Consider the following 11,464-nt stretch of genomic DNA (forward strand, 5'->3'; position numbering starts at 1 on the left):
ATGGTTAAACATAAATACTATGCATGGAAAGATAGATTTAAACCTGTTTGTAATACTTAAAACGGTATACCAAGAGGGCAGTATTACCACTGCAGCGGATAAACTGCATTTAACGCAACCTGCTGTTAGCCATGCGCTTTCTCGCCTTAGAGAAAAGTTTGACGACCCATTATTTATTCGCCACGGTCGGCGTATGGTGCCCTCTCCTTTTTGCCAAAAAATAATAGCGCAAGTTATTGAGTCGGTGCAGGTATTAGAGTCAACCTTAAATAACGAACGGCTTTTTGATATAGCCGCCTTTAAGCGCGAAATTAAATTTGGCTTTAGAGATATTTTAGAATCGATATTTTTTCCGCCGCTAATGAGCGACCTACTCACAAACACCCCCAATATCACGATTAACAGCCGACAGGTGTCACATGTTGATATGGAAAAATCACTCGAAAACCAAGAGCTCGATATAGTCATTGATGTGCTTACCCCTACCAGTAACCACATAAAAAACACCTTTATTTGTAATGAGCATTTTTCGCTAATTTGTAGGCACGATCACCCAATATTAAATGACTTAACCGTACAAAATTACGCAAAGGCATCGCACGCGTTGGTGTCGTTAAAAGGTGCGCAGGTAGATATTATTGATATGGCGCTGGCAAAGCATGCACTTGCCCGTAATGTAGTGCTTAAATGTGAACATTATTTTGCGGCGACTAAAGTGATTAGCCAAAGCGACATGATAATGACCATGCCAAACGCATACGCGCAGGTATTAAAAGAGCAAATGCCTGTGCATGTAACTAGCTTGCCGTTTGATGTGCCGTTAATGCCCGTGCACATGTATTGGCACGAACAAGCCGATGACGATTTAGTAAATAGTTGGATGCGAGAAAAGCTGCTAGGTTTAGCCCAGCAACTTATCCCTGCTGACAAACTTAAAAGCGGTAATTAAATTGTGCGTGATAACTGCGCCCACGCTCTGATAAAAAACGGTGTGCGTAGCTAATTACTGGCACATCGTTGGCCTGCGAAAAAGTTTGTTTATCGGTTAAATTTTTAGCCAATAACGCCACCGACCAATCTCCTTCACTGCTACCTAGCTCTATGCGTAAATTTAGCTTTTCAAAAGCGCTTTGCTTGGCTATTGGGTCAAGATCTTGCTCTAAAAAGTAATCGTCACTAAAGTTAAGCGCTAAATTGCTACTTAAAGTAAGGTTTGAAAACACCTCGGTATTGTAACCAATCGCTATATTGCCTGAGTAATCGGGAGCAAACGCGCCAGTTTGCCCGGTTAAATCTTGAAATGCTTGGCCAAGTAGCTCGCTTTGCATAACCGTTGGCGATGCACTGGCGTATTGTTCGTATTCAAAATCAAGCACCGCAAGGTTTGCCGATAGCTGCCAACTTTGATTTATTGCCCAGCGCGAATCGAGCTCAATCCCTTTTACTTTGGTTTCGGCGGCATTTTTAACTACAAATGCATTACCATTAAATTCAGATACTTGTAGGTCATCGTACAGAGTGTAAAACAGTGTAGCATTTACTTGTAGAGTATTTTTAATTGGCTCGGCTTTTATGCCAAATTCAAAGTTTGTGGCTTTTTCGTCGTCAAACTCAAAGCCTGAGTTTTCATCAACCGTGTTACCTTGTGAGCCATTTAAGCCAGAGCCATCAAAACCACCGGCTTTGTAGCCTATGCCAGCGCTTGCAAATAACATGGTGTTGTTAAACCCTAAATATTGCACACTAATATTGGGTGATAAGTGCGATTCATCACGCTTAGCGTTAAGGTTATGTACCCCCGCGCCCGAAAGCTGCCCTGCAATAGTGGGCGCAGCGGCATTAGCAAATTGTTGTACGGCTTGCGGTGTGTTTGGCTCAAATACGCTATACACACTTTGTACGCTGCTTACTTCTTTTTCTTCTTTTTGATAACGCAGGCCAAAATTAGCGCGCCATTGCGCGTTTACATTCCAAGTAAGGGCGGTAAATGCTGAGTAGCTTTGTTGGTCTTGATCAAACAGCGCATTTACGCCCAATGATGTACCCACTAAATCAGGAATAAGTAACGATGCACCAAATAAAATATCGTTTGGGTGTTCAAGCTCGCTGCTCATGTAAAAAATGCCCGCTACGTATTCAAGCGTGCGCCCTGTTGGCGAGCTTACTCTAAACTCTTGCGTAAACTGGTTATAGGTTTCTAAGTAGTCTTGTTTTATAAGCGGGATTTCTGAAAAGTCGGCGTCAAAGGTTGAGTCCCAATCGTACTCGCTATACGTGGTTACAGAGGTAAATTCGTATTCGCCATGGTTATGGGTTAATTTAAGTGATGCGTTATCAAGCGTGGTTTTACTTTGCTCATTAAGCCCACCTGGGTGACCATCGCCCGATACCGAACTTGTGTAATCAAGGCCCGAGTTGTCGCTTAATAAAAGTGAACGATACCCTACATTGCCTGGGTTAGTAGGGTCATTTGCTATTTGTAAATCTCGGTTGGGGGTATCAATAATGTATTGGTAGCGCGAGCCATGCGATTCAAACTCACCGTGTTCCCATTTAAACAATGCGTTTATATCATCGTTTATTTGCCAATCTATTGATAAACGTGCACCTGATGAGTCGTTAGATTGCTCATCACTTTGGCGTGCTTGGTTATATAAAAAGCCATCAACAGAATGATCAAACGCGGCAATACGAATGGCTAAATCATCGTTAATAGGAATATTTATAACGCCGGTAAAGCGCTTTTCGTTATCAGAGCCAAACTCTGCCGATACGTTGCCCTCAAGTACATCGGTTGGCGAATTTGAAACCATACTAAAGGCTCCTGCTGTGGCGTTTTTACCAAACATAACCGACTGCGGGCCTTTTATAAGCTCAAGGCGCTGCATATCTAAAAATGGAAATTTAGCCTGATGCCCGCGCCCTAAATACACGCCATCTTTATACATAGCAACCGATTGCTCAAAGCCTGAGTTAGTACCCGAGCCAATGCCGCGTACAAAAATACGTTTGCTGCTTGAGGTTTCGGTTATATGCACGTTAGGTAGGTTTTCGCTTAGGGCGAGTAAATCGTCAACACTGTTTTGCTCGAGGTAGTCGCCAGAAAGCGCTTGAATAGAGGTAGGAATATCTTGTAGCGATTGCACCCGCTTTTGCGAGGTGACGGTAATGGTTTCAAGCTCGCTGTTATTTACTTTTTGCTCGCCAGCTTGTGCCATACCCACGCTTAATGCGCTGAGCGTAAATAAAGTCAGTGTTTTTTGTTTTAAAAAGCTAGGTTTTAAACGTGTGTGTGACTGTGTGTGTTCAGTTGTCATAGCTGCAACTCCATTATAGAGGTTATTTTTATTGGATAATTTTGCGTCTATTTCATACTGACGAGTCTTAAAATAAATAACAGTGATGTTTATTTATTCAACACTATTAGTAATATTTATAGTTAAGCGAAAAAGTGTTGTGTTAAATGGGGTTATAGCGGGTTTAAAGCGGGTTAAAAAATATCAGTGGGTTATCGGTTTTATTAGCGATTGCCGAGCTTGGAGTGTTTGCTGCATTGATAAAGGCGGTAAGCTGTGGTGCATTTTCGCAAAAAATAATATCCAGTGCTAAACGGTTTTTGCCGTATAAGCCACGGTGAATCATATTGGCTGAAAACAACAGTAAATCTCCCGCATTAAGTTTAATAACTTTGCCTGTAGTTAGGTTATCGCTTGGCAGCTTATTATTTTTTGCAAAACGTACATTTAGCTCCTCTGGTGTATCCCAATTTTTATGCGAGTGGGGCACAAGCTCTATACCTGGCTCGTCTTCAAGGGCTAACCGGCAGTGCACTACGTCGGGCCCGTTTAACGCAGCTTGTTGCTCTTGCACATTTAAATGGTATTGCATATCGCGATGCCAATAATTTTTTTGTGTAACATTAACGGGATTAAAAAATAACTGAGTATTTAAAAACAGTGGCTCACTAATCGCCTGTTTTACACGCTTAATTAATTTGTTATCAGCTATTAAACTAAATAAAAACTCATTTTGCTGCGCCGTTAAATATTCACTATTTGTTATGCCCGAGCTATTAATTGCACGGGATTGATAAAACTCACGGTTATTAGTTTTCCACTGTGTATGAAAGGCATTAACTAGGAGCTTAATTTTATTTAGCTCTTCGGTGCTGTAAAGCCCCTTTACAAGCATATAACCGTTTGATTTATAGTTGTTCATTGTGGTTCTTTATTTAATATTGCAGCAACACGTTCAGCAAGTTCTGGCAGTACATCTTGTGCAAACCATGGATTCTTTTTAAGCCAAATATTATTGCGTGGGCTTGGGTGTGGTAGCACCAAATGCTCCGGCCAATACTCACGCCACGATTTTACTAACTCGGTTAAGGGCCTGTTTTTAGTATGCGGTAAATGATAAGCCTGCGCGTATTTACCAAGCACGATTGTAAGCTCTAAATTTGGCAGAGCGGCCAGTAATTGCGCTCTCCAAGCAGGTGCACATTCTTTACGCGGGGGTAAGTCGCCCGACTTACCTTTACCAGGGTAACAAAAGCCCATAGGTAAAATAGCTATTTTTTGCGGATCATAAAACTCATCAACACTTAGCCCAAGCCATTCGCGTAGGCGGTTTCCGCTGGCATCGTTAAAGGGCTTGCCAGTTTCGTGTACTTTTATGCCCGGTGCTTGGCCGGCAATTAAAATACGCGCATTGGCATTAAATTGTATAACGGGGCGAGCACCTAACGGTAAATGAGGTTCACAGATCACGCATTTACTAACTTGCTCAATTAAATTGATCGGATCCATATAAATCTGGCCTTAAATGCTTAAGTTTTGTTCTAAATGGCCATTTAGACCTAATGAGTTGGTAAAAAATCGGTTTATTTTACTCAAATTAGTTATTAGTTGGTAAAATCGTGATCTCACTTGAAAATAACAACTAATTATTTGATATATTTATTGTTTTTCTGACCATACGGCAAATTCGTTACCACTGGGCTCGGTAAAGTGAAATCGGCAGCCACCGGGGAACTCAAAAATAGGTTTTACTATTTTGCCGCCATATTGCGCTACTTTTTTATAGGTAGCGTGAATGTCGTTACTGTAAAACACCAACAGTGCGGCCCCATGTTGAGTAAGTGATTTAAGCGGTGCTTTAAAAAAGCCACCATCAAGCCCCTGGCCGCTAAATGCCGTATACTCTGGGCCATAGTCGGTAAATTGCCAGTTAAACACGTTAGTAAAAAAGCTTTTTGTAGCTGTTAAATCGCACGCGGGAAACTCTACATAATTTAGTTTTTCGTGGTTGCTCATTTTAAATTTACTCATTGGCTTGCCAGTATTGACCACTGTAAACCTTCGTTATTAGCTAAGCAATAACCCTAAAACGGCAGAGATCAGTATTTTACTAACATGCTAGGCACTAATGTTAAATTAACTAGAATATACAAATGAGAATCGCTATCTTTTGTATTTGTAAGCTTTATAATAACGCCTTATTTTTATCCTCGTATTTGAATAAGGGATTTGTTAATTATGCAGGCACCTCTGCACATAGCACCTTTTACAAGAACTAACCTAGCTGCGCTTTTAAAAGTGGCCCAAAGCTATAGAGTGTTAGTATTTTTGCGTTTTATTATTGCCATAGTGGGTGGCTATGCATTTACCTCAGCGTGTATTTCATTATTAAGTGTACTGCTGCCCATTCCTAAGCAAGATGCCGTATTACTGTGTGTGTCTATCAGTATTTTAATTTACGCCGCAGTGTTTATTTATGCGTTTTCGGTTAAGTCGTTAAAAACTGTTTGGATCAGTATTTTACTAAGTACAGGTTTTTTTGTTGCTATATTGGCATTACTGAAGGGTTGGCTATGAAAGACAGTTTTTTTAGGTCGATGACCTGGCTACATACCTGGGTGGGCTTACTTACCTGTTGGATTATTTACGTAATATTTTTTGCAGGCACAGCGAGCTTTTTTAGAGACGAAATAAACTTGTGGAATCAGCCGGCTATACACAATGTGCAAGCCCAAACCGACAGAGTGGCCGCGCAAAGGCAGCAAATTATTAATGGCTTTGAATATTTAAATCAGCACGCTGAAAATTCCCCTAGTTGGCGTATTACCTTGCCCGAAGAGCGAATACCGTATTTGGTATATGGCTATGCAAAACCTAAAGAGCCAGGGCAGCGCCGCAGCCAGTTTGTAAATACCCAATTAAACCCAAACACCATGCAAGCGCTGCCTCCTTTTGTTGAAAGTAAAGGCGGTAACTTTTTTTATCGGTTGCATTATCAGCTTTATTATTTAGATGCCATAACAGGGCGCTGGGTAGTGTGTTTTGCCAGCTTTTTTATGCTACTGGCAATAATTTCGGGCGTGGTTATTCATAAGCGCATATTTAAAGATATGTTTACTTTTAGGCGCAATAAAGGGACTCGTAGCTGGTTAGATGCGCATAATTTAAGCTCGGTACTTGCCCTACCGTTTCATTTAATGATTACCTACACAGGCATTATTACGCTTATATTTATGTTGTTCCCCTACCCTGCGTTAACGACGTACGACAAGGGCATGCGTGGCTTTTTTAACGATGCAACACCTAGCAATAACGTGACTAATAACGCCCAAGGCAGTGCAGAATTGCTCCCTATAAACACTATTTTGGATCAAGTTTATACTAAGTGGCCTAGTGCAGATATTACGCGTGTTCAGGTTAGTAAACCGAATATGGCCGCTTCAACAGTAACGGTATTGGTAAGCCCTGCAAAGGCGCTTCGCGATCAATCTCCACGGCTTTTGTTTAGTGGTGCTACGGGCGAGTTAGTAGCACAAACTGATGACGAACTTAGCAGTAGTAAAGCACTTTATGAATCACTTAACTCTATGCATACAGGGCGCTTTGCTACGCCTTTACTGCGCTGGTTATACGTACTTGGCGGAATTGCAGGCTGCGTAATGATTGGCTCTGGCTGCATAATGTGGGCTAAACGCATACGCGAGCGTAATAAGGGTAAAGCCTCATTTGGCTTACAGTTAGTCGAAGGTTTAAACCTTGCCACCATTATGGGCTTACCACTGGCTACTTGCGCCTTTTTTATTGCCAATAGGTTACTTAGCCCGACCGTAGCAGGACGTAGTGAAAAAGAAGTTACAGCGTTCTTTTTAGCATGGTTAGTGGTTGCCGTTATGGCACTTTTAAAGCGTGATAGGCTGCAATGGCGTGTAATGGCAGCCATAAATGCCCTCGCGTGTTTGAGTGTACCGGCAATAAATGCGTTCACCACACAGGGCAATATAGTGAGCTACTTACTTAATAAACAATGGGCCTTGTTTATTTTCGATGCGGTATTTTTACTGTTTAGCATACTGTTTTTAGTACAAACCGAAAAATTACGTACTGCTTCTAGTGCATCTAAAAAAACAGCTAATAACCTAGCCAATAATAAAAAGAGGCAAAAAGCATGATTGATTTACTTAGCTTTAGCCTCTGTTTGTTTGCTTTTAATGGTTTTGCTTTGGCAAAACCAGCGCATTTTAAAACGGTGTTTACAACGCGTCCCTCTAAGCTGCAAAGTAATTTGCTGCTAATAGTTGCCTGGATCAGTATTTTACTAAGTTTATTGTTCTGTGTGGTTACGCAGCAGGGATACGGTGCTTTACTGTTTTGTGGCTTTATGGGGCTAAGTGTATTAATTATAACGATTTTTTATAATTTTATAGAAAAGTTGATTAAGCCATTTAGCTTTTTAAATATGTTACTGATTGGCTTATCAGGGCTATTACTGGCAGTGAATTCACTTTAGTTAGTAAAAACCTGATCCAAAGAAAGCCATTAATTTTAGGCAAAAAAAATGGCAAGCTATAAAGCTTGCCAACAATAGGGGGATATTCAGTATGTCCAACACTTGCATGTCTCGTTGCAAGTGCAGCTAATATAGCCCGAACATATTTAACTTACCTTACAGTGAGGTGATCGTTTTATTACAGCTGTAACAATCATTTACTCAACAACTGTAAAGCCCCTTTACATAGCTAAATATCCTACTGTTTAACCCAAATAACTTGCTCTGTAGCAAAGCCTAGTTTGTTGGCTTTAGCTATAAAATGTTGTTTAAGTTTGTCACTAACAGTAGGTGTACGCGATAAAAACCATAAAAAGTCGCGGTTATAACTTGTAATAAACGCATATTGGTAGTCGTCTTGGTCTAGTTCAAAAATAACGTAAGCACCATAAAATGGGCCAAAAAACGAGACTTTAAAATGGCCTGTGTCAGTCCCTTCTACAAATTTAGCTAAACCCTGTGCTTCATCCCACTTTTGCTCTTTAGTTATAAAACCTTTGTTGAGCACTTTTACTGTGCCATCGTCATTTACGGTGTAAGTCGCGGTTACTTGCTCCATGCCCTCTTCGAATGAGTGATCAAGGCGGGCAATTTCGTACCACTTACCTTTGTATTGCTCCAGGTCAAAGTTCTTAACCGGGGTAATGCCCTCTGGTGCGCTTGTACAGGCGGTGAGTAAAAATAACCCTGTAATGAGTAAAATAGTCGTAATGGCCTTCATGAAAGCTCCTTTTTAAAAGTGATGTTGTTTGTACGGCTCTAAGCCAATAAAGTTTGCTAGCCGATTAAAATAAATTGCTATAGGATCAGCTAAATACTAGAGCAATTAAAAGATTTAAGCATGAAAATATGGGTAGATGCCGACGCATGCCCTGTGGTAATAAAAGAAATACTTTTTAGAGCCGCTGAGCGCACGCAAACACCAACCATTTTAGTAGCTAACCATGCAATGCGTATTCCGCCTTCAAAATTTATAAGCCGGGTACAGGTTTCGAGCGGGTTTGATGTGGCCGATGACGAAATAGTAAAACGCGTAGAAAAAGGTGATTTAGTTATTACTGGCGACATACCCCTTGCCAGTGAAGTTATAGATAACGGTGGCCAAGCACTTAACCCACGGGGTGAGCTTTACACGCCAGAGAATATTCGCTCGTTATTAAACGTGCGCGACTTTATGGATACCATGCGCTCAAGCGGCGTAGAAATGAGTGGCGGGCCACCACCGCTTAGCCAAACCGACCGCCAAAACTTTGCCAATAACCTCGACCGTATTTTAGCGCAGAAAAAGGCGAGCTAGTGTGAGTGAGCAACTAATTGGCTTAGGTGAGCAAGCCTTTAGCGTAGCCGTTTATGTGGCAAAAGCGCCGCCTATGCCCTACTTTGCAACCCTACACAGTGTTGAGCCTGTAATAAACGAGCAAATAAATACCATAAACCAGCACTGCGGGAATGGCTGGCGTAAAGTGTTTAACGTATACGCTAAAGTGTTGTTTGCGCTACCGAGTGAGCATTACAGCTTTGCTAAACAAGCCGCTAGCTGGCAAGCGTATCGCGATACATTTTTACTGCAAAAAAACAGTAAAACAGCGCTGTTATTTAGTGCGCCCATTATTAACGGCGCAAATAAAAATCAACTGCATATTATTGCTGGGCGGACCCATGCTAAAAACTTATTACAGCAAGGTAAGCTTAATGCGCAATTTAATTGGTTAGACGATGAGTTTGCAATTGATACAACGAATAACATTATCGTGTGCCCGTACTTCGATTACCGGCAGTTAAGTAATATTAAAATAGCCCGATTAAGCGAGCTAGTTGCCAAGCTTAAAACATCTAATTGAAAATGTAAGGACTCAACATGGCGGGAATTTTAGAGCTAAATACGTTATTAAAATCAATGAACCCCGAGCTTAAACAAGGTGAATACATATTTTGTTGTTTAGCAGGCAACCTTGCTGACTACGTTCATTTAAACCCGCTTGCCAGTTACGTTGAAGAAGAAGGCCTAACCCTTATTTTAAATGCAGATACCGCAGATAAAGCCGGTATTACTTATGAAGCTAAATATAATTTAATTACCCTTAATGTGCATTCAAGCCTTGAGGCTGTTGGGTTAACCGCTGCGGTATCGGCCAAATTAACCGAGCATAATATTAGCACTAACGTAGTGGCTGCGTTTTATCACGATCATATTTTTGTACAAACCGATAAAGCGCAGGCCGCGATGAAAGCACTTGGTGAGATTGGTTTAAGGTAGTTGATATAAACCTGATCTGAGTAACACGTATTTAGTAGGATGCGCCCTATGCTTATGTAAAACACAAAGCCGATATTGCAGTATCGGCTTTTGGTATTAATTAGTTTTGATTGCAAAAGTGGTGCGCTACAGGCTCAATTTTTACTGTATCGCCTGCATTTACTACCACGCATTGCGTGTTTTTATCGAGTTTTTGCTTTTGAATAATAGTAAATTCGCCCTCGTTGGCAGCGTATAAATTGTATTGATAGGCATCGTTACCGCCTTCAAATAACGCGGTAAATAACCCTCCCACTAACCCACCAATTATTGCTCCGCCGAGCATTTCTTCGCTGTTGCCATCTAAGTTATCGACAAAGCCAAACCCGGCGCCAGCTGCTATGCCTGTGCCTACTTCAGATGAAAGCGTTACTGGTTGTATTGATTCTACCGATGCGTAGTAACGCTTAATAATTTGGTTTTGATTGTTTCGATCTACCCCTTGCGATGCGCAGCCTGAGAGTAGTAATACCGCGATAAGATACTTTTTCATGTTGAGTCCCTGTTAATATTTAATAGGGAAATAATAAGTAGCAACGCATATAAAAGATGTGAGAAGTTTGTTTGTTGCTGTCAGGAAATGTAAGGATGTGTATAAAATAAAACACCGAGTATGCATACTCGGTGTTTTGGGGTTATGTTACTTAAATTTTATACTATTAAACAACGTATCCGCTAAAACCGAGCGCTTTAAAATAAAGCTTAGGAATACCGTATTTGCACTCGTTAAGTAACTCGCTAAAGCGCATTCTATCAAGTGGGTAAAATTCACTGTCTAAGTTTTGAGCTGTGTAGGCTTGCCCTGCATCACTTAAGCCTAAATCGGCACACACAGTAATTTGTGCTTCGCGCTCAAAGTCGGTTTCGGGTTTCATTAAATCGCTAATAAATAAGTTTGCGCCTTTATTTAAATTAGCTTTAATGTTTTTGAGTAGCTGCTTTTTGCTGCCGTCGTCTTTTAAAAAGTGCATTACGAGTAGGCATAGCGCCGCATCGGCCTTAGTAGATAGCTTATCAAGCTCGCCTTCAATAACATTAACGCGCTTTGCTATGCCGTGCTCTTCAAACGCTTGTTTAGCAATTGCGAGCATATCACTTGAGGTATCTTGCGCGGTAAATTGCCAAGTAGGGTTAAGCGCGGCAATGGCTAGTATTTCTTTGCCTGTGCCTGCGCCCACGACTAAAATATGTGCGTTATCTTTAAGGGTTGCTTTAAGTTGAGCATTAGTAAGTTGGTGCAATAGCTCATAACCAGGGACTAAACGGGTAATGCGGTCGTTGTAATGCGTTGCTTGCTCGCCTGTGAATGTTGGCATTTTTTAACTC

14 protein-coding genes are annotated in these 11,464 nt (G+C 41.2%); 7 read left to right on the plus strand and 7 right to left on the minus strand.

From position 1 onward, the window contains the following. Nucleotides 1-19 precede the first annotated feature (19 nt). On the plus strand, nucleotides 20-949 hold the full coding sequence (locus CWC04_RS11040) for a LysR family transcriptional regulator (protein WP_024033009.1): 930 nt from the start codon (nucleotides 20-22) through the stop codon (nucleotides 947-949). Here the strand turns inward: CWC04_RS11040 and CWC04_RS11045 are convergent. The 4 genes from CWC04_RS11045 to CWC04_RS11060 all read right to left on the minus strand — a co-directional run bounded on the left by CWC04_RS11045 (nucleotide 933) and on the right by CWC04_RS11060 (nucleotide 5,312). After that, nucleotides 933-3,317: a TonB-dependent receptor gene (locus CWC04_RS11045; RefSeq protein WP_138685445.1), complete on the minus strand. Its 2,385-nt coding sequence runs from the start codon at nucleotides 3,315-3,317 to the stop codon at nucleotides 933-935. The genes CWC04_RS11040 and CWC04_RS11045 overlap by 17 nt on opposite strands. Nucleotides 3,318-3,480: 163 nt before the next feature. Next, a complete protein-coding gene (locus tag CWC04_RS11050; protein WP_126009614.1) occupies nucleotides 3,481-4,218 on the minus strand; it encodes a phytanoyl-CoA dioxygenase family protein in 738 nt (245 codons plus the stop codon). Further along, on the minus strand, nucleotides 4,215-4,805 hold the full coding sequence (locus CWC04_RS11055; protein WP_024033006.1) for a uracil-DNA glycosylase family protein: 591 nt from the start codon (nucleotides 4,803-4,805) through the stop codon (nucleotides 4,215-4,217). Before CWC04_RS11055 ends, CWC04_RS11050 begins: the two co-directional genes overlap by 4 nt. Nucleotides 4,806-4,955: 150 nt before the next feature. Then, nucleotides 4,956-5,312 (minus strand): VOC family protein, encoded by a 357-nt coding sequence (locus tag CWC04_RS11060; RefSeq protein WP_006793291.1) that lies wholly within the window; start codon nucleotides 5,310-5,312, stop codon nucleotides 4,956-4,958. A gap of 222 nt (nucleotides 5,313-5,534) precedes the next feature. On the opposite strand from CWC04_RS11060, the gene CWC04_RS11065 reads away from it, so the two are divergent. From CWC04_RS11065 to CWC04_RS11075, 3 genes are read left to right on the plus strand one after another with little or no spacing between them, the layout of a single operon-like run. Then, nucleotides 5,535-5,873: a hypothetical protein gene (locus CWC04_RS11065; RefSeq protein WP_126009613.1), complete on the plus strand. Its 339-nt coding sequence runs from the start codon at nucleotides 5,535-5,537 to the stop codon at nucleotides 5,871-5,873. Continuing rightward, on the plus strand, nucleotides 5,870-7,465 hold the full coding sequence (locus CWC04_RS11070; RefSeq protein ID WP_138685446.1) for a PepSY-associated TM helix domain-containing protein: 1,596 nt from the start codon (nucleotides 5,870-5,872) through the stop codon (nucleotides 7,463-7,465). The genes CWC04_RS11065 and CWC04_RS11070 overlap by 4 nt, the downstream gene beginning before the upstream one ends. Continuing rightward, a complete protein-coding gene (locus CWC04_RS11075) occupies nucleotides 7,462-7,803 on the plus strand; it encodes a DUF3325 domain-containing protein (RefSeq protein WP_055254328.1) in 342 nt (113 codons plus the stop codon). The genes CWC04_RS11070 and CWC04_RS11075 overlap by 4 nt, the downstream gene beginning before the upstream one ends. Before the next feature lie 238 nt (nucleotides 7,804-8,041). On the opposite strand, the gene CWC04_RS11080 is transcribed toward CWC04_RS11075, so the two are convergent. Then, nucleotides 8,042-8,563, minus strand: coding sequence for a lipocalin family protein (locus tag CWC04_RS11080; protein ID WP_138685447.1), 522 nt, complete (start codon nucleotides 8,561-8,563; stop codon nucleotides 8,042-8,044). Nucleotides 8,564-8,683: 120 nt separating this feature from the next. Here CWC04_RS11080 and CWC04_RS11085 point away from each other — a divergent pair, with 120 nt between their 5' ends. Genes CWC04_RS11085 through CWC04_RS11095 form a run of 3 tightly spaced genes read left to right on the plus strand, consistent with a single transcriptional unit; the run spans nucleotide 8,684 to nucleotide 10,099 of the window. After that, on the plus strand, nucleotides 8,684-9,139 hold the full coding sequence (locus CWC04_RS11085) for a YaiI/YqxD family protein (protein WP_004588273.1): 456 nt from the start codon (nucleotides 8,684-8,686) through the stop codon (nucleotides 9,137-9,139). Between the two features lies 1 nt (nucleotide 9,140). Continuing rightward, on the plus strand, nucleotides 9,141-9,683 hold the full coding sequence (locus tag CWC04_RS11090) for a DUF6942 family protein (protein ID WP_138685448.1): 543 nt from the start codon (nucleotides 9,141-9,143) through the stop codon (nucleotides 9,681-9,683). A gap of 17 nt (nucleotides 9,684-9,700) precedes the next feature. After that, a complete protein-coding gene (locus CWC04_RS11095) occupies nucleotides 9,701-10,099 on the plus strand; it encodes an ACT domain-containing protein (protein WP_138685449.1) in 399 nt (132 codons plus the stop codon). A gap of 100 nt (nucleotides 10,100-10,199) precedes the next feature. Here the strand turns inward: CWC04_RS11095 and CWC04_RS11100 are convergent, their stop codons facing one another. Continuing rightward, nucleotides 10,200-10,631: a hypothetical protein gene (locus tag CWC04_RS11100; protein ID WP_138685450.1), complete on the minus strand. Its 432-nt coding sequence runs from the start codon at nucleotides 10,629-10,631 to the stop codon at nucleotides 10,200-10,202. Nucleotides 10,632-10,797: 166 nt separating this feature from the next. Continuing rightward, a complete protein-coding gene (locus CWC04_RS11105) occupies nucleotides 10,798-11,454 on the minus strand; it encodes a class I SAM-dependent methyltransferase (protein ID WP_138685451.1) in 657 nt (218 codons plus the stop codon). Nucleotides 11,455-11,464 lie beyond the last annotated feature (10 nt).

Origin of the sequence: Pseudoalteromonas sp. S2893 (assembly GCF_005887105.1) — a bacterium.
GTDB lineage: Bacteria > Pseudomonadota > Gammaproteobacteria > Enterobacterales > Alteromonadaceae > Pseudoalteromonas > Pseudoalteromonas atlantica.

Coding starts and splice junctions, on each gene's coding strand:
- CWC04_RS11045 (WP_138685445.1), bottom strand. CDS start 3,317: ATGACAACTGAACACACACAGTCACACACACGTTTAAAACCTAGCTTT.
- CWC04_RS11040 (WP_024033009.1), top strand. CDS start 20: ATGCATGGAAAGATAGATTTAAACCTGTTTGTAATACTTAAAACGGTA.
- CWC04_RS11100 (WP_138685450.1), bottom strand. CDS start 10,631: ATGAAAAAGTATCTTATCGCGGTATTACTACTCTCAGGCTGCGCATCG.
- CWC04_RS11065 (WP_126009613.1), top strand. CDS start 5,535: ATGCAGGCACCTCTGCACATAGCACCTTTTACAAGAACTAACCTAGCT.
- CWC04_RS11080 (WP_138685447.1), bottom strand. CDS start 8,563: ATGAAGGCCATTACGACTATTTTACTCATTACAGGGTTATTTTTACTC.
- CWC04_RS11105 (WP_138685451.1), bottom strand. CDS start 11,454: ATGCCAACATTCACAGGCGAGCAAGCAACGCATTACAACGACCGCATT.
- CWC04_RS11050 (WP_126009614.1), bottom strand. CDS start 4,218: ATGAACAACTATAAATCAAACGGTTATATGCTTGTAAAGGGGCTTTAC.
- CWC04_RS11055 (WP_024033006.1), bottom strand. CDS start 4,805: ATGGATCCGATCAATTTAATTGAGCAAGTTAGTAAATGCGTGATCTGT.
- CWC04_RS11060 (WP_006793291.1), bottom strand. CDS start 5,312: ATGAGCAACCACGAAAAACTAAATTATGTAGAGTTTCCCGCGTGCGAT.
- CWC04_RS11085 (WP_004588273.1), top strand. CDS start 8,684: ATGAAAATATGGGTAGATGCCGACGCATGCCCTGTGGTAATAAAAGAA.
- CWC04_RS11075 (WP_055254328.1), top strand. CDS start 7,462: ATGATTGATTTACTTAGCTTTAGCCTCTGTTTGTTTGCTTTTAATGGT.
- CWC04_RS11070 (WP_138685446.1), top strand. CDS start 5,870: ATGAAAGACAGTTTTTTTAGGTCGATGACCTGGCTACATACCTGGGTG.
- CWC04_RS11095 (WP_138685449.1), top strand. CDS start 9,701: ATGGCGGGAATTTTAGAGCTAAATACGTTATTAAAATCAATGAACCCC.